Raw genomic sequence first — 19,975 nt, forward strand, 5'->3', positions numbered from 1 at the left:
GTGGGGGCAGCGCCCCCAGCCTGACCCGATCTCAAGCCCGCTCAAACCCGCGGGCAACTTCCCAATCAGTCACGACGCGCTCGAATTCCTCAATCTCGACTTCCGCTGCACGGGCATAGTGATCGACCACATCATCACCCATAGCCGCGCGTAGCATCGATGACCCGTGCAACGCATCGCGTGCTGCACGCAGATTGCCGGGGATCATACCGGTGTCTCCCTGATAGACATCACCGGTGGTGGGCGATTGCAGTTCCAGGCCTTCTTCGATACCGGCAATCCCGGCGGCCAACATGCCAGCCATCGCCAGATACGGGTTCATATCTGAGCCCGGAATACGACACTCAACCCGCACGGCCTTAGTCCCATCGCCGCACAGACGGAAGCCAGCCGTTCGGTTGTCCACCGACCAGATAATCCTTGTCGGCGCAAAGGTGCCTTTCATGAACCGCTTGTAGCTGTTGATGTAGGGAGCCATGAAATAGGTATAGTCAGCGGCATATCTGAGCAGACCCGCCATATAGCTTTTCATCAGCGCCGACATACCCAACGCGTCATCCGCATCATAAAACGCTGGCTTGCCATCCGCCCAAAGCGACTGATGCACGTGGGACGAGCTGCCGACTTTGTCGTGATGCCATTTCGGCAGGAACGTCGCCGCGTGACCGTGTTGCCAGGCGATCTCTTTCACCGCGTTCTTGGCGATCGAGTGGTATTCGGCCGTGTCCATCGCCGGGGCGTATTTGATGTTCAGCTCTTCCTGCCCGGTCTCGGCCTCACCCTTCGAGTTCTCAACCGGTATCCCCGCGTTCCACAAATGGTTGCGGATTGGGCGCATCACATGCTCTTCCTTGGTGGTCTGCAGGATGTGATAATCTTCGTTATAGCCCGAGATCGGCTCCAGATCGCGGAAGCCTTCCTTGCGGATCTGGTCAAAGCTTTTTTCGAACAGGAAAAACTCCAGCTCGGTGGCGCACATCGCGTCATAGCCCATGGCCTTCAGCCGGTTGACCTGCTTCTTCAAAATAGACCGAGGCGCGTGTGGAACCTCTTCATGGGTGTGGTGATCCAGCACATCGCACATCACCAGTGCCGTGCCTTCCAGCCACGGCACTGGGCGCAGCGTGCTCAGGTCCGGCTTCATGACATAATCGCCGTAACCCCGCTCCCAACTGGTCGAGGCATAGCCGTCGGGTGTCGCCATCTCCAGATCTGTGGCCAGCAGGTAGTTGCAGCAATGTGTCTCTTCCCATGCGCCCGCCACGAAATGGCCTGCGTGAAACCGCTTACCCATCAGGCGGCCCTGCATGTCCACCATGCAGACCAGCACCGTGTCGACCTCGCCCGCCTCGAATTTGGCTTTCAGATCAGCCAAAATCGCATCATTGCCCATCATTGGTATCCTTTGTCACTTGCAGAGACCTCGGTTTCGATTACCTGCCGTCAGTCATCGTTGGCTTCTTTTTCCATTTCCATCACCAGGCGCGTTTCCAGAACCTGACCGCTTTTGTAGAGGATCGGATAGGCTATGGCCGCGATATGCCCGTGCAGGTCCCGCATGGACCGCAGCGTTTCCAGGTGCAGATCGGAGGACTGGAAACTCTCAGTCTGACCGCGCTCCAACCGTTTGAGGTGCGCCTTGCGGCTATTGCGGGACATCCGCTTGACCTCGGCCTTGTCCAACACCAGCCGTCGGGCACAATCCATGTCGTCCACCAACAGCACGTGACGCGCCAGCGAGAAGCTTTCCAGAATGGCCGCGTGCAAATCTTTCAGCTCTTTCCAGCCCTGCGCTGAGAACTCCGAACGTTCGGTGTGTTTGATCTGCGCCGTCCGGGTCATCCGGTTGGAGACGACATCGCCCGCAGCTTCAAGACGGATGGCATATTCGACCAACCCTCGTGCGGCTTTGACCTGCCCTTTGCTCATATTCTGCCGCGGCATGCGCGCGACGAAACGGCGGATCTCGGTCAGTTGCGTATTCACCCGCTCGTCCTGCTGCCAAAGCGCTGAAATCGCGTCACTGTCATCCTGTTCGTAGATATCCAAAACGGGTCGGAACATACGCTCGACTTGCGTGATCATCTGCAACAGCTCGTGACGCACCGAGGACATCGCAACGCTGGCCCTTTCGCCGCTGGGGTCCCCCAGCGGTGTCAGCGCATCCGAAAACTGATCCAGCGCATTGGCCTCGGCTTTGGGCTCCGCCATCAGAACGGCCATCGGCTGTTCCAACTGGTTCACGAAGCCTGTGGCCAGCAGGAATACTGCCAAATTGAATCCGATATGTGCAAAAATTAGAGACTGCGCCGGGCTCGTCACCAAAAGCGCCTCTTGCAACCCGCCAACATTCACGACGATCAGCATTACCAGCGCCGCGCTTCCCCGCAATAAGAGGTTGGCCAGAGGAATACGCCGCGCTGAGACGGTCATATCGCGCGTCAGCCACATTGGAATAAAGGCCGAACCCAGATTTGCTCCCAGCACCAGCGACAACCCGGCGGCAAAGGGAATTGCACCGATCTGAACCAAGGCCACGCACATCAGGATCGTCGCGACCGAGCTGTGCATGACAAAGGCCAGCACTGCGCCGACAATGAAGGCGCTGAAATAATCGGTCTCAAGATACCCCGCGATTGCGGGCAAAAACGCGCTTTCGCGGATCGGCTCAACTGCTTCGCGCAGGAATTGAAGCGAGATCAGGATAAAGGCGACGCCCAGAACGATCCGGCCCATAAGCCGTACATTCGACCGTTCGGATTTCAGGTACAGCCAACCGCCCAACGCCAGCAATGCGGGTTGAAGCCAGCCCAGATCATAGGACAGAACCTGAATGACTAAAGCGGCGCCCAAATCCGCGCCCAGAACACCCGCCAGCGCCATTCCAAACGTCACCATCCCCGCCGCAGCGAAACCGGTCAGCAAAACCGTAACGGCGGCCGAGCTTTGCAGGATCGTGGCCAGAACCATGCCAGCCCCCCCTGCAACAAAGCTGTTGGAGTGGCGTGTCAGGATCGACTGGAACAGCGCACCAAAGCGCCGTTCGATACCGGTACGAACCAAGCGTACGGCGAATAGCAGCAACATGGTTGCGGCAAAAATCTCAATCAAAAAGCTCGCGATAGCCATATGTTCACACCTCGTCTGACCGGTGCGCACAAATGTGCTTCCGGTTTTGTTTTTCTATTCTTGGAACAGACGAGAGCATAAATGATGTCGCTTATTGATGTCCAATCCCGACGCACGGGGTGCCCCACGCGTCGGGAAGAAGGGTTTCTTAGGTGTAACGATAGGGCCGACCAGCCTTTAGCATCTCGGCGTTGTAACGCTTGAAGATGTCGACAACTTTCGCTTTGGTCTCGGACTCGGCTGCGACTTCGTCCCAGAACTTCACGGCGGCTTCCTCAACGGTTACCCATTCTTCGTCCGGGATAGAGGTCAATTGCATCTTGGTGCCGTTGACGCGCAGGTTGGCCTCACCACCCCAATACCACCACTGACGGTAGTAATGTGACTGATCACAGCAAACCTTGAACAGGGTCTGCAGATCTTCGGGTAGTTCGTTCCAGCGGTCCATATTGGCAAAGAAGTGACCCGCCCAGGCACCCGACACGTTGTTGGTCAGGAAATAGTTGGTCACATCGGCCCAGCCGACGGTGTAGTCTTCGGTGATGCCCGACCACGCGATACCGTCCAGTTCGCCCGTTTGAACCGCAACCTCGATGTCTTCCCACGGCAGGGTTACCGGCACGACGCCGAACTGAGACAGGAAGCGCCCCGCCGTCGGGAAGGTGAAGATGCGTTTGCCCTTCATATCCGCCAGCGAGTTGATCGGGTCCTTGGTCGCAAAGTGGCACGGATCCCATGCACCGGCGCTGATGTGCTTGACGCCGACCTTGGAGTATTCCTCGTCCCAGATCTCGTTCAGGCCCCACTGGTTGAACAGCACAGGCACGTCCAGCGAATAGCGTGAGGCGAACGGGAAGTAGCCGCCAAACACGGTGACTTCGGTCGGCGACGCCATCGAGTCATCGTCCGATTGAACCGCGTCGATGGTGCCTTTCTGCATCGCACGGAACAACTCGCCCGTCGGGACCAGCTGATCGGCATAGAACAGCTCGATCTGCATCCGGTCACCGGCGATCTGGTTGAACATCTTGATCGCAGGATCAATCACATGCTCAGCCAGCGCAGGACCTGCATAGGTCTGCATCCGCCATGTGATCGTGTTCTGCGCCAAGGCAGGCGTCGCCAGTGGTGCGGCAGCAACGCCAACCCCAGCGGTTTTCAGAAACTTACGTCTTGTCGTCATGTCAATTCCTCTCCGTTAAAGTTTCTGTGCCCGTTCACCGAGCATTCTTATTAGTTTCCATAGACATACCCGGGCAACCACAGAGCGATTTCCGGGAAAATCATGATGATTGTCAGCGCCAGCACCATCACCGCGACAAAAGGAAAGATCGAACCATAGATGTCCCGCAGGGTGATCTCGGGCGGGGCCATCGCGCGCATCAGGAACAGGTTATAGCCGAAGGGCGGCGTCATATAGGCGATCTGCGTCGTGATCGTATAAAGCACCCCGTACCAGATCAGATCAAAGCCCAACTCGCCGACCAGCGGGACATAAAGCGGTGCCACGATGACCAGCATTGCCGTGTCATCCAGGAACGTGCCCATGACGATAAAGCTTAGCTGCATCAGGATCAGGATCATCCAGGGCGACAGGCCCAGTTGGTCTGTGAATAGGTTGTCGATGGCTTTTACGGCGCCGAGACCGTCAAATACGGCCCCAAAGCCCAGCGCGGCCAGAATGATCCACATGAACATGCAGGAAATGGCCAACGTCCGCTTGGTGCAGTCCTCGAATATCTTCCAAGTCATCCGCCGTTTGATTACGGACACAGCCAAAGCGGTGAGCGCTCCGATGGCCGAGCTTTCGACCAGCGACGTCCAGCCATTCACAAACGGCACCATCATGGCCGCAAAGATGATCAGCGGCAGCGCCCCTGCCCCCAGAAGCCGGATCTTCTCGGCCCGCGGCACTTCATGCGCGTCTTCCATCGCCGGTCCTAGCTCGGGTTGAATGCGGCAGCGGATCCAGATGTACAGAATGAACATGGCAGCCATCAGCAGGCCTGGGATGATACCGGCCAGCCAAAGTTGCCCTACAGGCTGGCGCGCGATCATCGCATAGAGGACCAGAACGACCGAGGGAGGAACCAGAATACCAAGACTGGACCCGGCCTGAATGACCCCGGTCACCATCGTCTTGTCGTAACCGCGCCGAAGCAGTTCCGGCAGTGCAATGGTCGCACCAATGGCCATACCCGCAACGCTGAGGCCGTTCATGGCCGAGACCAGCACCATCAACCCGATGGTGCCGATGGCCAGACCACCATTGATGGGGCCCATCCAGACGTGGAACATCTTGTACAGGTCATCGGCCAGCCGACTTTCACTGAGGACATAGCCCATGAAAATGAACATCGGCAATGTCAGTAGCGGATACCATTTCATCAGCTTCATCGCGGCCGAAAACGTGATGTCTTGCCCGCCTGTTCCCCACAGCGCCAAAGCGGCAATTGTTGCCACCGCGCCAATCGCGCCAAAGACACGCTGACCTGTAAACAGCATCAGCATCATCAAGGCGAACATGAAGATGGCGATATATTCCTGGCTCATGCCCGTGAGACCCCGATTTCCTGCCCGTTGATCCGGGCTATGTCTTTAAAGAATTCCGATATCGCCTGCAGCAGCATCAGGAAGAAGCCGAACACCATGATAGCTTTGACTGGCCAGATATACGGCCGCCACGCCGTTGATGAGCGTTCAAGCCGCCCGATTTCCTCGCTGCCTGTCAGAAGACCAATGAAATAGGAAACCGGTTCATCGCCCCAGTAGCCAAGGCTGTAGGCCGTTGACCCAAGCCCGCCATAAAACAATACGCCCAGGTAGAAGATCAGCAGCAGCACCGTGAAGGCATCGAACCACGCTTTCCGGTGTGGGCTCCAGTTGTGATAAAACAGGTCCATACGTACGTTCGATCCCAACTGGATCGAGTACGGCCCACCCATGATATAATAGGTCACCATCGCAAACTGCGCCATTTCTAGCGTCCAGAGCGATGGCAGAAAGAAGGTTTTGGAAATCGAGGACCACAGCAGGATGCCCATCATCACAAACAGGCCCCACATCATGACCCGCCCGATCCGGTAATTCACCGCATCGACGACCCGCACATATGACGCCATCGTTTTGATCACGCTGCGCCCCCTTTCTGAAAATCTGCAAGGGTCCGCGCGATCCAGAAAACCAGGCAATCGGCCATGGCCTCCTGCTGCTCGGGCGTTTGTATCAGGTCATTGCGGATCTCGATCATGACGTTCAACAGCCCTTTCGGCAGCGCCTGCGCGTCAAGTGTATGGGCAACCCCGTCCGCCGCCGAATACGGCTCATTCAAGCGAGTCTCATAGGGTTGGTCGGCGGGTGCTGTCGTCATCATTGCCCGGGCGAACCGGTCATCCACCCCGTGTAATATGCCCAGTTCCACCTCACGCGTCTGCCCATGGTAGACTGGTGTAAAGCTGTGGACCGTCACCATAAGTTCAAGCGTATGCCCATTTTGGGAGATCAGGTCAGACAGTGCCTTGCTGAAGGGCCGGTAGATGCTCTCAATCCTGCTTTCACGCTCTTCCTCGGACAGATCGACATTCGCTGGGATTTGATAGTCCTCGCTGCGCGTCGGCATGGCCCCTGCGGCTTCAGGCGGGCGATTGCAGTCATAGACCAGCCGGGACACCCCGCCATACACCAGAGGTGCCGACAGGCGTGCCGCCATCAGCTTGGCCACAGCCAATGCCCCGGGATCCCACGCGATGTGGCTTTGCAGCGCGCCCACAGGCAATCCCATATCCCCCAAGAACGCGGGAATGCGGCTGGACGCGTGTTCGCAGACCAGCATTACCGAAAGGGGACCATCCACTGTGTCCGTGTGAACGACTGTTCCGAAGTCCAAAATACCGCCTTGCGATTCCAATTAAGATGCGTGTGGAAAAATTTCCACAAGAGACCTTAACCTGTCAATATTTTTCCTGTATAAATTTCACCACTCTTGATCTTGCTGAAAAATTATTCACACTAAGATCGAAAAGATGCAGGAGGAACGCCGCGTGCGGGTGACGGACAGGCTGCTGGCCCACAAAGACAAGATGACCCCATCCGAGCGTCAACTGGTCAGTGTATTGCTGGACGACTACCCTATGGCCGGTCTCGGCAGCATCACCGAACTGGCCAGCGCGGCCTCGGTGTCCACCACGACAGTCGCGCGGATGCTGCAAAAGACCGGGTTTCAAGGTTATCCGCAGTTTCAGGCCGCCCTGCGGGGCGAAGTGAAAGAAATGATCTCGGGGCCGGTCGCCAAACGTGACTTGTGGCAAAACGACCTGCCTGAAGAGCATATCCTGAACCGGTATTCCCAACAGACACTCGCCAATCAGAAACGCACGATTGATGAGGTCGATCCAGACGAGTTCGACAGTTTCTGCAACTTGTTATGTGACCCCAACCGGCGCATCTTTATCACCGGTGGCCGCATTACCGGCACGCTGGCCCAATACCTGTACCTGCACCTGCAGATGATCCGCCCCGACGTGCGGTTGCTGCCCGTTGCAGCATCGTGGACACATGACTTGCTGGACGTTCGCAAAGACGATGTGCTGATCGCACTGGATGTTCGCCGATATGAAAACGCATCCCTGCTGATTGGCCAGCTGTGTCATGAACGCGAGGCCGAAATCGTCCTATTCACGGATCAATGGCGCTCACCCATTCACCGTTTGGCAAAGCACACCTTTGCAGCACGCATTGCCGTGCCGTCGGCGTGGGATTCAATGGCGGCCATTCTGGTTCTGATGGAATGCGTCATCGCCGAAGTACAAGAAAGGCTGTGGGATTCGGTTAAAGAGCGCACGGATGAGCTGGAACAAGCTTTTGACCGCACCAAACTGTTCCGAAAATTCGGTCAAAGCTCGGGCTCATAACGGCTTTTTACCACCCAAACGGAACAACTGAGCGTGAGGAGTGTTGCCAGCCGCATGGCAGGCCGTCACTTTGAAGGCATGAGTTTCGTGACCCAAAACCAACTGCCGCTCTTGATCCTTTTCTTTCTGATTGGATCGATTGGCACCGCCTTTCTTTTCCGTAAACCCGCCGGGCATCGTGCCTGGAAACTCGCGGACCTCGTCTGGGTCGTGCTGGGTGGCGTTGGCGCGCTGGTCGCGGTTTTGGCCGGGCTTTACACTTCGGATAGCTCGCGACTGGACCGCCAGATAGACGTGGCTTACGCCGCCGGGCTGGCCTTTGACCGCGATGCCGCGCGGTTCCGGCTGCGGTTTTGCGATCCGGCCTTTGACCCGGATACTGCTATTCTGTGCGAAAAGGTTGAATTCCTGTCGGCCTCAACCGCCAGCAATGCCGACCTGCCATTGTTCATTGCAGTCACAAATGAGGTCGCGCCATTGCAGGGGCTGCATTTTCTGTTTGGCAGTCAGGCAAAAGACGAACAGGACGAAATGCGCGCAATGGCCGACAAGGCTGATGCGTTCAACATCGATCAATTCCTTGTCTTTACCACTCTGGACGACATGACACAGGCCGCGATCGACAACATGCGCCGCAAAGTCCCCGCGATTGCCGGAGATTATCTGATCCTGGCGCAAAGCTATGATGATCTGGTGGAACAGGTCGGCAAGTTGAAGGACGAATGGGAATACCTGCAAGACAATGCCCATATACTTGTGCTGCAGATCATCGCGTTATGTCTGGTCAGTTTCGCGGCGCCGTTCCGGCTGGGCAAGTCCGTAGTCGAGCTGCGCGCGTCGCTCAGCGCCGATAGTCCTGCGCCAGCTTCGCAGGATCTGCCCCCAGAAAATACCGCGTCAGAGTCCACAGGTTCCGCCCTCCCCGACGCAACCAGCCCGCACGCTCATAGCGATCCGCGCTCGTAACTGCCCGGCTGGGCAGCAAAGTGATGCCGCGCAAGCTGCGGACCAAAGCGACGTCCTCCATCAAGGGTTGATCGGGAAAGCCCCCCGCCTTTCGATACATCTCACTCGGGACCAACAGGCCCTGATCGCCATAAGGCAGACCAAACAGACGACTGCGCAAATTGGCCCAACCCGCCACCCATGTCGGTGCAAAGCCTGACGCCCGAAACGCCAGACGAAACGCTGCCGGGGTTCCGGTGCCAAGGTGGTCGCCTACAACTTTGCTCCACCCCGCTTGCAAAACCGTGTCGGCATGCAAAACAAGCAGCCAGTCCCCTTTGGTTGCTGCGCATCCTCTGGCCAATTGCCCCCCGCGCGAAGGTGGCCCGGTCACGATCTCAGCGCCGGCCCCATCCGCAATCTTTAAAGTCTGATCAGTCGACCCACCGTCCGAGACGATCAATTCGCGGATCAGCCCCGCATGCAGGCCTTCCATCAAGGCCGCAAGGGTCGCGGGAAGGGTTCCTTCCGAATTCAGGGTCGGGATAACGATGCTAATCGGCGCAGGCACGGCGGAAACCCTCTGGTCATGGCAGCGGAAACCCCTATATCACGAGGTCCGAGGAAATGACGAGGAAAACCCAGATGCCCAACCGCCGTATATTGCGCCTGAGCGGCTCGGACACCGACAGCTTTCTTCAAGGGTTGATCACCAACGACATCGCAGGATTAGACAATGGGCTGGTCTACGCCGCTCTGCTGACCCCACAAGGCAAATACTTGGCGGACTTCTTCCTGAAGCGCGAGGGCGACGCGGTTTTACTGGATGTTGCCGAAATCCTTGCCGATGGATTTGCCAAACGGTTGGGCATGTACAAACTGCGTGCAGATGTCAGCATCGAAGACAGTGGCCTGAACCTGCAGCGCGGTACTGGCCCTGCCCCCGAAGGTGCCCTACCCGACCCGCGCCATCCAGACATGGGGTGGCGGGCCTATACTGCGGGTGCGGAAAACGACGACGATACAGATTGGGATGCAATCCGCGTGCGACACAGCATTCCGGAAACCGGCATCGAACTGACCCCCGGCAGCTATATCCTTGAGGCCGGGTTCGAGACGCTAAACGGCGTGGACTTCAAGAAAGGCTGCTATGTCGGGCAAGAAGTCACCGCGAGGATGAAACACAAGACCGAGCTGCGCAAAGGCTTGCGTGGCGTCAGCGTCAGTGGTTCAGCACCAGTTGGAACTGCAATTACTTCTGGCGGAAAACCGGCCGGTACATTGTTCACCCAATCCAATGGCCGCGGGATCGCCTATTTGCGATTGGACCGCGTGGGTGACGACATGCAGGCTGGTGACGCCACCATACAGTTGGACACTTAACGTGTTGCCGAACCGGCACGGCTGACCAGCTGACTGAATTGGCGTGGTTTGAACATAGCCAAGTGCGATGTCACACTGGTTTGAATTCAGCAATCCGGATGCACGTATGTTCCAGCTATACAGGGCAATCTGGCGCGCCAGCGCCGGACGGCAGACCATCCTCATCGTTCTGTCCATCGCGATCGCGGGTCTGGCTGCAGTTCCGCTGGAGTTTCAGCGCGACATCATCAACCACCTGACCTCAGCCGACGTAACTACGGACAAGCTGATCTACCTGGGTGCTGGAATGATGTCGGTCATCTTACTCAGCCTCGCCCTAAAGTGGCTTTTGAGCTATCGCGCAGGAACGTTGGGCGAAGACCTGATCCGCATGATCCGCCAAAGGCTGCTGCTGCGCGCCTCAGATATCAATGTCTCGGGCGAAACGATTCGCAAGGGCACGATGACCACGGCGATTTCAGCCGAGGCAGAAGAGTTGGGGAAATTCGCGGGCGGCGCTTTCTCGGACCCGGTCGTTCAGATCGGCACGTTGATCAGTGTGATCGGCTATATCTCGTCAACGCAACCGGGGCTGGGCATGATCGCCTTTTCGATGATCGTGCCACAGATCATCATCGTGCTGGTATCCCAACGCAAGGTGAACGTGTTTGTCGCCGAACGTGTCCGGATATTACGCGGAGCCAACGATAAGCTGAATGTCGAGCGGATCAACGAAATCGCGCGCGAGGTTGAGGCGCAGTTCGACGAGATCTACGAAACACGGCGCAGGATGTTCATCTGGAAGCTTTCTGCCAAGTTTCTACTGAGCGTCATAAACGGAGCGGGAACCGTTGGCGTGCTGATGCTGGGTGGCTATTTGGTTCTGAACGGGAAAACGGATGTCGGCACTGTTGTCGCCGCCACAAGCGGCCTCAGCCGCATTCAGGGGCCCACGGCATTCCTGATCGCCTTTTACCGGCAGGTCAGCGCCAATCGCATCAAGTATGAACTGATGCTTGAACTGTTTGGCCCCAACCCCGAACGGTATCGCCAAATCAGACGGGGCAGCTGACAAAAAAACCGCGTGGCACCAGTCCACGCGGTTTTTCTTTACTCTGGCAAACGCGTGGTTAGGCGCGTTCGGAGTATTCCATGGTTTCGGTGTTCACCACGATCATCTCATCCTGACCGACAAATGGCGGCACCATGACTTTGACGCCGTTGTCCAGAATGGCTGGCTTGAACGAATTCGCGGCGGTCTGACCTTTGACCACAGGCTCGGTCTCTACGATCTTGCAGGTCACTTTCTGAGGCACCGTGGCGTTCAGAGCCTCGCTTTCATAAAATTCGACTACAATTGTCATGCCGTCCTGCAGAAACGGGCGGCGTTCACCCAGCAGTTCCGCGGGCAGTTCGATCTGCTCATACGTCTCGGAATCCATGAAGACCAGCATGCCGTCAGATTCGTACAGGAATTGCTGATCTTTCTGTTCAAGACGCACGCGTTCCACTTTGTCCGCCGAGCGGAATCGCTCGTTCAACTTCGAGCCATTGCGCAGATTACGCAGTTCGACCTGCGCAAAAGCGCCGCCTTTACCGGGCTTTACGTGGTCAACTTTGACTGCGGCCCACAGCCCGCCGTTATGCTCAAGCACATTTCCGGGGCGAATTTCGTTCCCATTTATCTTGGGCATGACTTAAATCCTTCACAAACGGTTGATGCGTCAGTTCCCGCTCCTATATCTGGCGGGAACACACCTGACAAGATGACGAGACCTAGTGCTGCACCTGCAGCAAGCTATGCAAATGACGCAACGCAACTATGCATTTTAAGTGTATCCGAATCGCACTTAATCGGTCATAAGAACCGTCACGCCGAAAATGCAAGAGCAAGAACAACAAGGAAGACGAGATGAGAGATTTCGTTGACGGCACTGCCTTTAACAACGAGCAAGGCAATCGTGCACGCAAACTTTTCGCGGCCGTCGTACTGGCTGCGCTGGATGACGCTATTGCCGACGACAAGAAGTATGGCAATGGCCCGGAACAAATCGCCCGTTGGGCGCGTTCTCGTGATGGTCGCGAAGTACTGTCGTGCGCGGGTATCGACCCGAATGAGCGCGTTGTTGGCGGACTGATGGAGTTCGTTGGACGCGGTGTACGCACCTCGGTTGCACTGTCGCGTGAAGAAAGCGAACGTCGCAACGCGGCCCAACAAGCAGAAGCCGCCTGATCCAAGGTGACTTTCGCATGAAAAAGCGCGCTCCCTAACTGGGAGCGCGCTTTTCTTATGCCATCAATCAAAAGAACAACAGCCATTGCCGCGCGACCCACAGTTCGGCCATCAGCAGCACGGCAAAGAACGTTTTCGCCCAGTTGGACACACCGCGACGCCACAAAACGGCGTAACACGCGACACAAAGCACGGTTGAAAAGGGTGCCACCCATAAGGCGTGATGTGTGCTGTCCCAATAGCTGACGGGGCTGTGAAACACCCAATTACTGATTGGCCAGAACTGTGGCCGCCCGTCCCCGGCATGCAGAAGAAAATCCATCGAAAGATGCAGCAACCCGGCGGACACCCCAACGGTCCAGACCTTCCAGCGCATCCAAACTCCAACAAGCAAGGCAAGCCCCCAAAGGACAAAGGAATTGTCGATCGCAAACACCGTCTGCCAGCCGTCAGAAAAGTAAATCTGATCGAAGACCACGCTTGGGGCTATCCCAAGCACGAAAAGGGATGTACCTGCCATCACGTAGAGCGACAGGTCCGGCAATAGCGAACCCAACAGAGCGGCCCACAGGATACGTCCCTGGGCTGGGCGGGCAAAGGCGGCAGCTCCGATCAAAAGATGCGCTGGCGTGTTCAACTTTGGCTTTTCCTTTGCCCGCAAATCAGGTCATCTGCGCGTCAACATAGGAGACAGGCCATGGTTCGGTCCATCATGATTCAGGGCACCGGCAGCAATGTTGGGAAATCGGTTCTAGTGGCCGGTCTGGCGCGGGCCTTCACCCGGCGCGGGTTACGTGTTGCACCGTTCAAACCACAGAACATGTCGAACAATGCCGCCGTCACCGAAAATGGCGGAGAGATCGGGCGCGCACAGGCTTTGCAAGCGTTGGCGGCGCGGCGTGCGACGCATACGGACATGAACCCGATTCTGCTGAAACCGGAAACCGACACTGGCGCTCAGATCATCGTACAAGGCCAACGCGCGGGCACGATGAAAGCGGGCGATTACCGCAAGGATAAATCCAAACTGCTGGGCGCGGCACTTGAAAGCTTTGACCGCTTGTGCAGTGACGCGGATCTTGTCCTGATCGAAGGTGCGGGCAGCCCGGCCGAAACCAACCTGCGCAAGGGTGACATCGCCAATATGGGATTTGCGCGCGCTGCAGGCGTACCGGTTATTCTGGTAGGTGATATTCACCGCGGGGGGGTCATTGCCCAGATCGTGGGCACCCAGGCGGTATTGGATGCAGGCGATCTTGAGATGATCCGGGGTTTTGCCGTCAATCGGTTCAAGGGCGACGTATCCCTTTTCGACGAAGGTCGCGATGAAATCGCTGCACGTACCGGATGGCCTTGTCTGGGTGTCGTTCCCTGGTTCCATGATGCGTGGAAACTGCCAGCCGAGGATATGATGGATATTCGGTCCCACTCTGGCGGGGCCTGCAAGGTCGTTGTTCCGCAGTTGGAACGCATGGCCAATTTTGACGACCTCGACCCTTTGTCTGCCGAACCCGGTGTCTCGGTCGAGATCGTGCCAGCAGGACGCCCCCTGCCCGGTGATGCCGATTTGGTACTGCTGCCCGGCAGCAAGTCCACCATCGGTGATCTGGCTTACTTCCGGGCGCAGGGCTGGGACATCGACCTATATGCGCATGTCCGCCGAGGCGGCCATGTTCTGGGCCTGTGCGGCGGCTATCAAATGCTGGGCAAGACGATCGCTGATCCAGATGGCGTCGACGGGCAACCGGGGACGGTCGAAGGGTTGGGCCTGCTGGATGTTGAGACCGTGATGGCAGGGAAGAAACAGGTAACACTCACATCGGCCCGCGCCCTAGACGGAGGAGAACCGGTTTCAGGCTACGAAATCCACATGGGCCGTACCGAAGGCCCTGATTGCGCCCGCGCTTGGCTTGAGGTCGAGGGGCGGCCAGAAGGTGCCGCAAACGCCTCTGGTCGTATCCGTGGCAGTTACCTGCATGGTATCTTCAGCTCGGACGCATTCCGCGCGTCTTACCTGTCGCAGTTGGGCGTGACCTCGGACTTGGCCTATGAAGACGGGGTTGACGAGACACTGGACGCGCTGGCGGATCACCTTGAACAGAATATGGATCTGGACCGCCTGCTGGCGCTTGCAAAAACGCCCCAAAGGGCCTGAGCGCTACTCTAGGTCCTGCTCGGCCAGGGCCTTGTAGATTTCGCGCCGAACCATCTTGCGGACGTTGCGGGTGATGCGTTCGCCCAAAACACCCTGCAATTCTTCACGAACAACTTCGGCGATCATTTTGCGCAATGCGTCTTCGCTTATGCCAGCTATCGCAGAATCTTCCGCTGCTGCTTCGACAGGGTGAGCAGGTTGTGCGGTGATCACCTCGGGGTCGCGAATGAAAGTTGCCTTGGTCGTTGCCACAGCTTCTTTAGCCTTTGCCTGAGTGGGTTCGGCTTTCTTTCCCGCGGTATCCGAAAATTCTTTGCGTGCGCTGAATTCAAGAGCTTTCGCCGGAGTACCGGAGTACTCGTCTTCGCTGTCGCCGTCCGGCTCCCACTGGTCCTCAGTGCGTGCAATCGCCGCCTCTAGGGCTTCGATCTTTGCGCTTAGACTATTGGTCGGGTTTTTGGGCGGCTCTGGCGCGGCTTGTTCTTTGTTGGCGGGATCTTCACGATTTACAATGTCGCACGCGCGCAAAAGCATCGGCTTGACCGACGCGTCGGCCGTGTAGCCTGCTTTGGCTTCGGCTTCAATCTCCGGGCTGTCTTGAATGCTGGACGTTCCGCCGACTCGCAATGCATCGGTAAGCACCAATCGCCCGGGCTTGCGGGCGATTGAAGGCGTCGGCTCTGAGGTTTGTTCACCTCTTTCACCGACCAGCCGTTTGATCGAGGACAGCACGTCCTCTACTCTGCCGTTCACGACTTTTTCCGTCATTGTTCTCTACCGCTCTATCCTCAGGATTGAGTGTAGCCAAACAAGCCGGGCGTCACAACAGATAGTATTGGCTCTTAGTCGCGGCGCAGTGCTTTGAGAACGCGATCCAGGTCCTTGCTTTGTCTGCTGACCTGAGCCGGCGCTTTCTTGACCAGGTTATAATACAGCGTCGGATCATAGATCTGCACCGCCAGCCCCAGACGTTCTGCAGTCAGCAGACCCTGTGCCTGCAACAGCTGGTAGGCGGCGCGCGAACGCTCGATCCGCGACGCGACTTCGGCCAGCTGCGCATCCAGCAGATCCTGCTGGGCGTTCAAAACATCCAGCGTGGTCCGTGCACCCAAAGTGGCCTCTTCGCGAATACCGTCAAACGCCACCTTCGATGCGCGCACCCGTTCGCTTGATGCCCGCAGGCTTGCAGATGCTGCCTGGAAACGGGCATAGGCTTCGGTCACACCCTGAGTGATATCTTTTTGCACATTCAACAGGTTGGCACGCGATGCATCCCGTGTGGCCATGGCGCGGCGCACGCTTGCGGCCAAACGGCCACCAGCATAAATCGGCTGGTTGAAATTCAACGAAACCGTGCCGTCTCTGGTGTTGTCGTCGTTGTCATAGCTCTCGGTGATACCGGCATCGGCATTCAGGCTGACATTCGGACCCAGGTTGGCGCGCTGCTGCGCCACGATCAGATCGAAGGCACGCACCTGGTGCTGAGCCGAAAGAATGGCCGGGTGATTACGCTGCGCAAGGCTGACGGCCTGCGGTTCCGAGTTTGGCAGGTTTGGCAGGCTCGGTTGACCGGCCGTGCGTCCGGGCGATTTGCCAACGGCATTCACATATTCCGCCTGTGCCGTATCGAGGTTACCGCGCGCAACAGCCAGATCAGCTTGCGAGCTTGCAAGCTGGGCTTGTGACAGCGCAACGTCCGTACGCGTGACCTCGCCTACATCGAACCGGTCCTGCGATGCGCGCAGTTCTTCGGCCGATACGTCGACGTTGTTCAGGCGAATCTGTACGGTTTCTTCCTGCAAAAGAACTTCGAGATAAGCATTGGCTCCGCGGAACAGAACCTGTTGTTCGATATCAATAAGGGTCTGCCTAGTGGACAGCACCGTTTCTTGCGCCGATTGCTTGCCCAGAACAGCAGCCCCACCATCGTAAAGCAACTGGCTGAGGGTCAGCCCCGTGAAGAAGTTGTTCGGGTCGGGTCTTGTCACCACATTGTTGATTTCGCGACGCGTGTAGTCGTGGCTAATTGCAACCGTCCAGTTGATGATCGGTCGAAGCGCCGACAACGCGATTGCCACGTCTTCGTCTGCTGCACGCAACAAGGCGCGGTTTTGTTCCAACAAACCGCTGGTATTGTAAGCGCCAATGAATGCGTCAGTTATATTGTCGGCCCAAACGGCCCGTCCCGGCACAAAGCTAAGTGCGACCCCTGCAGTCAGCGCCAGCGCTTTGACCAGCTTCCCTCCCGCCATAGAACCCATAACGAAATCCTCTCAAATCGAATTTACCCTGCTCTGCCTATAGTTTGCGCGTTTGCGTTAAACTAATCAAGGCGGCAGAAAAATCAGCTATCAAACTATAGCGAAAATACACGATTTTTGGAAAATGTCTGCAAAATCGGTGCATTGGCGTTAAACGCATCCCGCCAGGTCACACGACCCCCTGATTTATGGCCGATACGGACGACCCCCAGCGCACCCTGGACAAAAAGGCAGGCAATTCGCCCATGATCCTTAAGCTGTGCGATCAAAGCATCGGGAACCTGTTCAACGCCGCCTTGGATCATGATCACGTCATAGGGTCCATGTTCAGGGGCACCCAGCTCAAGCGGACCGACATGGACAATCGCATTGTCTGCCTCCGCCTCCATCAGAATGGACTGGGATTCGGCCGCAAGGCTCTCGTCTTCCTCTACGGCGACAACCAGCTGTGCCATGCGCGCAGCCACAGCGGTCGAATACCCCAAGGCCGGAGCAATATCCAAAACCGACTCGTCGTTGGAAATGTTCAATATGTCCAGCATCTTAGCCAGGGTCCGCGGCTCCAGCATGCAGCGCCCGTCACCCAGCTCGATCAATCCCTCGACATAGGCGGCCTCGCGCTGTGCATCCGGCACGAAATTCTCGCGCTTGACGGTAAGCATCGCGTCTATGATGGGAAACTTCGTAACATCAGAAGGACGTATCTGGGTATCGACCATCGTTCGGCGGCGGGCTGCGAAATCTGTCATTGGATCGCTCATCTTGTTCCCTTGGGTGATTGAGTTCTGCCACATCCTTGAAAAACCAGCAACGGCCCAGACACGGAAACTTTCCAATCTTCACAAGATACAACGTCGCAACGGAAGACTAAGTTTGCACCCGACCCTGAAATTTGCGCTCCCCCCCTCTGGACGCTCCTGTCGAAAGCTGCTAAAACGCCGATCACACCACGGCAAGTATTTGATTTTACTTGAAAAGGCGAGTTGGCGGAGTGGTGACGCAGCGGATTGCAAATCCGTGTACACCGGTTCGATTCCGGTACTCGCCTCCAATAAAATCAATGACTTGCGTCATCCCTACTCTCCTTCACTGCCATTTTTGAAACAACCGTTGAAACTTTCACGTTTCGGTCTTGCTTCGTTCCATTTGATTTCTTGCCTCTTGAGCGCGCTTGGCGAGCTCTCTTTGCCGGATCGGCCCACCGTACTTTTTCAGCATCTCAACGCCTGAATGGCCGGTGACCGCCTTGACCATTTCGTCATCACATCCAGCCAGATACAGCTCGATCGTCGCATTTTTCCTCAGCCCGTGCGTTTTGTAGTAGCTCGCCTTCTCGTGCTTCATCTTCTTTTTGATGGTGCGCATTTCCTCCGCAACGATCCGGTAGCTCACTGGCTGCCCCTTGGTGTCGGTCACGACAGTGCCGTCTGTTCGCGCAATGCCTTCGAGGTGGGTTTTCAGGCGGTCGGTGAGCGGGATCCAAAGAGGCTTGTCGGTTTTGCCCTGCGTGAAATCGAATCCTTCATCGGAGAAGTGCTCCCACTTCATCTTCACGACATCGCCAATGCGCTGGCCTGTGCCAACGCAAAGCTCGTAGACCAGCCGCGCCCGTTTTGAAGCCAGCGCTTCGAACTCTTCCCGAACATCATCTGGCCACGGCTCCCAGCCGTCGCTCTGCTGCTTGAAAAGCGGAATACCCTTCGCCGGATTGCCGTGCTCTTTCTTGATGAAGCCGATCAATCGGGCGTGATTCATCAAGACGACCATGACCTGGACAAGGTAGTTGGCTTGCCGCCAGTGATCCGCATTGGCGCGGTGCAATTCGTAAATGTGATGGGTTTCGATCCTCGCCGGGTCTTTGTCGGCCCAGATCTCACGAATGTGGCTGATGTACCGCCGATAATCGGACCTAGTTCGGGGCTTCAGCTTCTTGTAGGCGTCGCTCTCGTAGTAACTCAGGATCAGCGCCTCAAAATTGCGCTTCACCGGCGCAGGCGCTGGCTTTCCCTTTAGCAAGCGATTGTAGTGATCCCAAAATTCCGGCGTGCCCGCTTCCTCGTGCATCATGACCGAGATACCGCGCGAACGCCGGATGAACCGGAGATACCCCCGGTCATTGTAGACGTATTTGGGCAAGCTCTTGCGAGTCATTCGCCCATTCTCAGGTCACTGTTGAGAAAGTCGTCTGCCGCCTCTGGCGCGACCATGTTGGCATCGACGATGACACTGCCATCAGGCTTGATCTCAAATTTTGCCCGCTGCCAACCTGCCTCCCGCGCCTCGCGGATGAAGGCGGAGGCTGCCTGTCTAGCCTTTGTCTGTACACTTGCTTTGGTCATCTGATCGACACCTCTCTTAATCGTCAACAACGCGCACTATCACCCTGACTCATATCGATATTTCCAACTGATCCGAGTGTGGACCGCCTGTCTTTCGCCGCGCGAATGGCGCGGATCACTTCTGAATTTTGGGAGTTTCCATTGCGATCTGACTCCGCCTTGATCCACTCTTTGAGCTCTTGCGGAAGCCGCAGCTGCATTGGTTTACGACTTTTCATGAAACGCCTCCAGGTTGAAACCACAACCTGTTAGTGGCACTTAGCCACTATTGCGTCAATTGCTTTTTATGGCACAGTGCCACTATGCCAGAACATAGCTCTCAAAATCAGGATAAATTCATCGTGCGTCTGCCAGACGGCTTGCGCGATCGAATACGCCTCGCGGCTGAGGCTAACCATCGCAGCATGAATGCTGAGGTCGTTGCCCTCCTCGAAGAAAACTATCCGGCCCCTGTACCGGAAAACGTCACCGATCCGGCTGCAAGGCTTCTTTTTTGGCTTGCCAAAAGAATACGACGCAGAGCGCCTAAACCGGGCTCAGCGAGAGAGCGCCAAGCGGCGCTGTACGAGAGCATCGCGAGCGACATTACCGCTCGGATGGAGGCGATTCATCAGAGCAATCAGAAAGGCGGCAATGGTTAG

At 56.9% G+C, this 19,975-nt stretch carries 21 protein-coding genes, 1 tRNA gene and 1 pseudogene; 8 read left to right on the plus strand and 15 right to left on the minus strand.

Annotation, left to right across the window (positions count from 1 at the left end; translation table 11 throughout):
- Positions 1–31: 31 nt before the first annotated feature.
- From AC2FJF_RS05585 to AC2FJF_RS05610, 6 genes are all read right to left on the minus strand, one after another.
- Entirely contained in the window at positions 32–1,393 is a 1,362-nt protein-coding gene (locus tag AC2FJF_RS05585) for a glutamine synthetase family protein (RefSeq protein WP_496723664.1), read from the minus strand.
- A gap of 50 nt (positions 1,394–1,443) precedes the next feature.
- Positions 1,444–3,129, minus strand: coding sequence for a Na/Pi cotransporter family protein (locus AC2FJF_RS05590; protein WP_496723666.1), 1,686 nt, complete (start codon positions 3,127–3,129; stop codon positions 1,444–1,446).
- Positions 3,130–3,277: 148 nt separating this feature from the next.
- Positions 3,278–4,312, minus strand: a complete 1,035-nt coding sequence (locus tag AC2FJF_RS05595; protein WP_058274157.1) for a TRAP transporter substrate-binding protein — start codon at positions 4,310–4,312, stop codon at positions 3,278–3,280.
- Positions 4,313–4,362: 50 nt separating this feature from the next.
- Positions 4,363–5,682, minus strand: coding sequence for a TRAP transporter large permease (locus AC2FJF_RS05600; protein ID WP_496723668.1), 1,320 nt, complete (start codon positions 5,680–5,682; stop codon positions 4,363–4,365).
- Positions 5,679–6,251: a TRAP transporter small permease subunit gene (locus tag AC2FJF_RS05605; protein ID WP_496723875.1), complete on the minus strand. Its 573-nt coding sequence runs from the start codon at positions 6,249–6,251 to the stop codon at positions 5,679–5,681. The genes AC2FJF_RS05600 and AC2FJF_RS05605 overlap by 4 nt, the downstream gene beginning before the upstream one ends.
- A gap of 8 nt (positions 6,252–6,259) precedes the next feature.
- The gene (locus tag AC2FJF_RS05610; protein WP_496723670.1) at positions 6,260–7,036 is read right to left on the minus strand and encodes an N-formylglutamate amidohydrolase; all 777 of its coding nucleotides are present in this window, start codon (positions 7,034–7,036) and stop codon (positions 6,260–6,262) included.
- Positions 7,037–7,151: 115 nt separating this feature from the next.
- Between AC2FJF_RS05610 and AC2FJF_RS05615 the strand changes: the two genes are divergently transcribed.
- Positions 7,152–8,039 (plus strand): MurR/RpiR family transcriptional regulator, encoded by an 888-nt coding sequence (locus tag AC2FJF_RS05615; protein ID WP_058275859.1) that lies wholly within the window; start codon positions 7,152–7,154, stop codon positions 8,037–8,039.
- 78 nt (positions 8,040–8,117) lie between these two features.
- A pseudogene (locus AC2FJF_RS05620) lies at positions 8,118–8,873 on the plus strand (hypothetical protein); the annotation flags it as partial.
- 7 nt (positions 8,874–8,880) lie between these two features.
- On the opposite strand, the gene AC2FJF_RS05625 reads toward AC2FJF_RS05620, so the two are convergent.
- Positions 8,881–9,555, minus strand: coding sequence for a TIGR04283 family arsenosugar biosynthesis glycosyltransferase (locus tag AC2FJF_RS05625; RefSeq protein WP_496723673.1), 675 nt, complete (start codon positions 9,553–9,555; stop codon positions 8,881–8,883).
- A 74-nt stretch (positions 9,556–9,629) separates the two neighbouring features.
- Between AC2FJF_RS05625 and ygfZ the strand changes: the two genes are divergently transcribed.
- Positions 9,630–10,367 carry a CAF17-like 4Fe-4S cluster assembly/insertion protein YgfZ gene (gene ygfZ, locus AC2FJF_RS05630; protein ID WP_496723675.1) on the plus strand — a complete coding sequence of 246 codons (738 nt, stop codon included), beginning with the start codon at positions 9,630–9,632 and terminating at the stop codon, positions 10,365–10,367.
- A gap of 67 nt (positions 10,368–10,434) precedes the next feature.
- Entirely contained in the window at positions 10,435–11,418 is a 984-nt protein-coding gene (locus tag AC2FJF_RS05635; protein ID WP_496723677.1) for an ABC transporter transmembrane domain-containing protein, read from the plus strand.
- A gap of 58 nt (positions 11,419–11,476) precedes the next feature.
- On the opposite strand, the gene efp is transcribed toward AC2FJF_RS05635, so the two are convergent.
- Positions 11,477–12,040, minus strand: coding sequence for an elongation factor P (gene efp / locus AC2FJF_RS05640; RefSeq protein ID WP_496723679.1), 564 nt, complete (start codon positions 12,038–12,040; stop codon positions 11,477–11,479).
- A gap of 218 nt (positions 12,041–12,258) precedes the next feature.
- Here efp and AC2FJF_RS05645 point away from each other — a divergent pair, with 218 nt between their 5' ends.
- Positions 12,259–12,579 carry a DUF6280 family protein gene (locus tag AC2FJF_RS05645; RefSeq protein WP_008757056.1) on the plus strand — a complete coding sequence of 107 codons (321 nt, stop codon included), beginning with the start codon at positions 12,259–12,261 and terminating at the stop codon, positions 12,577–12,579.
- Between the two features lie 67 nt (positions 12,580–12,646).
- Here the strand turns inward: AC2FJF_RS05645 and AC2FJF_RS05650 are convergent, their stop codons facing one another.
- A complete protein-coding gene (locus AC2FJF_RS05650) occupies positions 12,647–13,216 on the minus strand; it encodes a cobalamin biosynthesis protein CobQ (RefSeq protein ID WP_496723681.1) in 570 nt (189 codons plus the stop codon).
- A 60-nt stretch (positions 13,217–13,276) separates the two neighbouring features.
- On the opposite strand from AC2FJF_RS05650, the gene AC2FJF_RS05655 reads away from it, so the two are divergent.
- The gene (locus tag AC2FJF_RS05655; protein ID WP_496723683.1) at positions 13,277–14,734 is read left to right on the plus strand and encodes a cobyric acid synthase; all 1,458 of its coding nucleotides are present in this window, start codon (positions 13,277–13,279) and stop codon (positions 14,732–14,734) included.
- A 3-nt stretch (positions 14,735–14,737) separates the two neighbouring features.
- On the opposite strand, the gene AC2FJF_RS05660 is transcribed toward AC2FJF_RS05655, so the two are convergent.
- The 3 genes from AC2FJF_RS05660 to AC2FJF_RS05670 form a co-directional block, all read right to left on the minus strand.
- Positions 14,738–15,502 (minus strand): hypothetical protein, encoded by a 765-nt coding sequence (locus AC2FJF_RS05660; RefSeq protein ID WP_496723685.1) that lies wholly within the window; start codon positions 15,500–15,502, stop codon positions 14,738–14,740.
- Positions 15,503–15,576: 74 nt separating this feature from the next.
- Complete coding sequence (locus tag AC2FJF_RS05665) at positions 15,577–16,995, minus strand: TolC family outer membrane protein (protein ID WP_496723687.1); 1,419 nt, start codon at positions 16,993–16,995, stop codon at positions 15,577–15,579.
- Positions 16,996–17,090: 95 nt separating this feature from the next.
- Positions 17,091–17,744, minus strand: coding sequence for a protein-L-isoaspartate O-methyltransferase family protein (locus AC2FJF_RS05670; RefSeq protein WP_496723689.1), 654 nt, complete (start codon positions 17,742–17,744; stop codon positions 17,091–17,093).
- A 228-nt stretch (positions 17,745–17,972) separates the two neighbouring features.
- On the opposite strand from AC2FJF_RS05670, the gene AC2FJF_RS05675 reads away from it, so the two are divergent.
- Positions 17,973–18,046, plus strand: a tRNA-Cys gene (locus AC2FJF_RS05675).
- A 68-nt stretch (positions 18,047–18,114) separates the two neighbouring features.
- On the opposite strand, the gene AC2FJF_RS05680 is transcribed toward AC2FJF_RS05675, so the two are convergent.
- The 3 genes from AC2FJF_RS05680 to AC2FJF_RS05690 all read right to left on the minus strand — a co-directional run bounded on the left by AC2FJF_RS05680 (position 18,115) and on the right by AC2FJF_RS05690 (position 19,552).
- Positions 18,115–19,062 (minus strand): site-specific integrase, encoded by a 948-nt coding sequence (locus tag AC2FJF_RS05680; RefSeq protein ID WP_496723691.1) that lies wholly within the window; start codon positions 19,060–19,062, stop codon positions 18,115–18,117.
- Between the two features lie 80 nt (positions 19,063–19,142).
- Positions 19,143–19,334, minus strand: coding sequence for a hypothetical protein (locus AC2FJF_RS05685; RefSeq protein ID WP_027259529.1), 192 nt, complete (start codon positions 19,332–19,334; stop codon positions 19,143–19,145).
- A gap of 23 nt (positions 19,335–19,357) precedes the next feature.
- Positions 19,358–19,552: an Arc family DNA-binding protein gene (locus AC2FJF_RS05690; RefSeq protein ID WP_496723694.1), complete on the minus strand. Its 195-nt coding sequence runs from the start codon at positions 19,550–19,552 to the stop codon at positions 19,358–19,360.
- An 84-nt stretch (positions 19,553–19,636) separates the two neighbouring features.
- On the opposite strand from AC2FJF_RS05690, the gene AC2FJF_RS05695 reads away from it, so the two are divergent.
- The gene (locus AC2FJF_RS05695) at positions 19,637–19,975 is read left to right on the plus strand and encodes an Arc family DNA-binding protein (RefSeq protein ID WP_496723696.1); all 339 of its coding nucleotides are present in this window, start codon (positions 19,637–19,639) and stop codon (positions 19,973–19,975) included.

This window comes from Ruegeria sp. CDSB013 (assembly GCF_059611165.1).

Bases quoted from the DNA above. Each gene is read 5' to 3' on its own strand.
- ygfZ (WP_496723675.1), top strand. From the start codon at position 9,630: ATGCCCAACCGCCGTATATTGCGCCTGAGCGGCTCGGACACCGACAGC.
- AC2FJF_RS05655 (WP_496723683.1), top strand. From the start codon at position 13,277: ATGGTTCGGTCCATCATGATTCAGGGCACCGGCAGCAATGTTGGGAAA.
- AC2FJF_RS05690 (WP_496723694.1), bottom strand. From the start codon at position 19,552: ATGAAAAGTCGTAAACCAATGCAGCTGCGGCTTCCGCAAGAGCTCAAA.
- AC2FJF_RS05645 (WP_008757056.1), top strand. From the start codon at position 12,259: ATGAGAGATTTCGTTGACGGCACTGCCTTTAACAACGAGCAAGGCAAT.
- AC2FJF_RS05680 (WP_496723691.1), bottom strand. From the start codon at position 19,062: ATGATGCACGAGGAAGCGGGCACGCCGGAATTTTGGGATCACTACAAT.
- AC2FJF_RS05590 (WP_496723666.1), bottom strand. From the start codon at position 3,129: ATGGCTATCGCGAGCTTTTTGATTGAGATTTTTGCCGCAACCATGTTG.
- AC2FJF_RS05595 (WP_058274157.1), bottom strand. From the start codon at position 4,312: ATGACGACAAGACGTAAGTTTCTGAAAACCGCTGGGGTTGGCGTTGCT.
- efp (WP_496723679.1), bottom strand. From the start codon at position 12,040: ATGCCCAAGATAAATGGGAACGAAATTCGCCCCGGAAATGTGCTTGAG.
- AC2FJF_RS05685 (WP_027259529.1), bottom strand. From the start codon at position 19,334: ATGACCAAAGCAAGTGTACAGACAAAGGCTAGACAGGCAGCCTCCGCC.
- AC2FJF_RS05660 (WP_496723685.1), bottom strand. From the start codon at position 15,502: ATGACGGAAAAAGTCGTGAACGGCAGAGTAGAGGACGTGCTGTCCTCG.
- AC2FJF_RS05635 (WP_496723677.1), top strand. From the start codon at position 10,435: ATGTCACACTGGTTTGAATTCAGCAATCCGGATGCACGTATGTTCCAG.
- AC2FJF_RS05615 (WP_058275859.1), top strand. From the start codon at position 7,152: ATGCAGGAGGAACGCCGCGTGCGGGTGACGGACAGGCTGCTGGCCCAC.
- AC2FJF_RS05605 (WP_496723875.1), bottom strand. From the start codon at position 6,251: ATGGCGTCATATGTGCGGGTCGTCGATGCGGTGAATTACCGGATCGGG.
- AC2FJF_RS05600 (WP_496723668.1), bottom strand. From the start codon at position 5,682: ATGAGCCAGGAATATATCGCCATCTTCATGTTCGCCTTGATGATGCTG.
- AC2FJF_RS05670 (WP_496723689.1), bottom strand. From the start codon at position 17,744: ATGACAGATTTCGCAGCCCGCCGCCGAACGATGGTCGATACCCAGATA.
- AC2FJF_RS05585 (WP_496723664.1), bottom strand. From the start codon at position 1,393: ATGGGCAATGATGCGATTTTGGCTGATCTGAAAGCCAAATTCGAGGCG.
- AC2FJF_RS05665 (WP_496723687.1), bottom strand. From the start codon at position 16,995: ATGGGTTCTATGGCGGGAGGGAAGCTGGTCAAAGCGCTGGCGCTGACT.
- AC2FJF_RS05695 (WP_496723696.1), top strand. From the start codon at position 19,637: ATGCCAGAACATAGCTCTCAAAATCAGGATAAATTCATCGTGCGTCTG.